This window comes from Parafrankia sp. FMc2 (assembly GCF_041008525.1).
Taxonomy (GTDB): domain Bacteria; phylum Actinomycetota; class Actinomycetes; order Frankiales; family Frankiaceae; genus Parafrankia.
Genome location: NZ_JBFLUG010000503.1, coordinates 1 through 609, shown reverse-complemented (window position 1 = coordinate 609; position 609 = coordinate 1). Strand labels below are relative to the sequence as shown.

Here is a 609-nt window from a genome sequence, read left to right as displayed (position 1 = left end):
CAAGGCTCCGGCACGCTCGCGTTCTGAGTTGATCTGTCCGTGATCTTCGGGTCTGGTGGTTCGTCCGGGTTGTCAGGGGAAGCCGTGAAGGTCGAGTGCGGCGGTGGCGGTCTTGTGGGCGCGGCGGCCGGCGGGGATGCTGCGGTGGCCGGCGGCGCGCAGGGTGTCGGCGACGGTGGCCCGGAACAGGGCGAGGACGGCGGGGCCGCGGCCGGTCCGGCTGGTGCTGGAGTCCTCTCCGAAGGTCACGTCGCGGACGTAGTGCTGTTTGATCTCGATGTGCCACTGGCCGCGGGCGAGATCAGCCAGCAGCGCGGGACTGGCCTGTTCCGCGGTCGCGTCGGTGATCGCGTAGACGGTCTCGCGGCTGGCCGTCCGGCCTTTCTGCCGGCGCCAACGCCCGATCCTGATCGCCTGGGCCGCGTGCGGGAAATCGAGATGATCGATGGTGGCGACCTTCAGGGTGCGGGTCTCTTCTCTCCCGTGGCCGCGGTCGCGAGTGATGTCCGCGGTCGGGATCTCCGACCAGGGCAACGCGGCCAGGAACGCCCTCAGCTTCGGCTGGTTGTGTTTCGCGACCGCCAGGTAGTGGGCGTTCTTGCGGACGAC

At 69.6% G+C, this 609-nt stretch carries 1 protein-coding gene; it reads right to left on the bottom strand.

The genetic code is table 11. From position 1 onward, the window contains the following. Positions 1-72: 72 nt before the first annotated feature. Positions 73-609, bottom strand: a 537-nt coding sequence (locus tag AB1460_RS38155; RefSeq protein WP_368967480.1) for an ISAs1 family transposase, incomplete at its 5' end; no start/stop codon positions are given.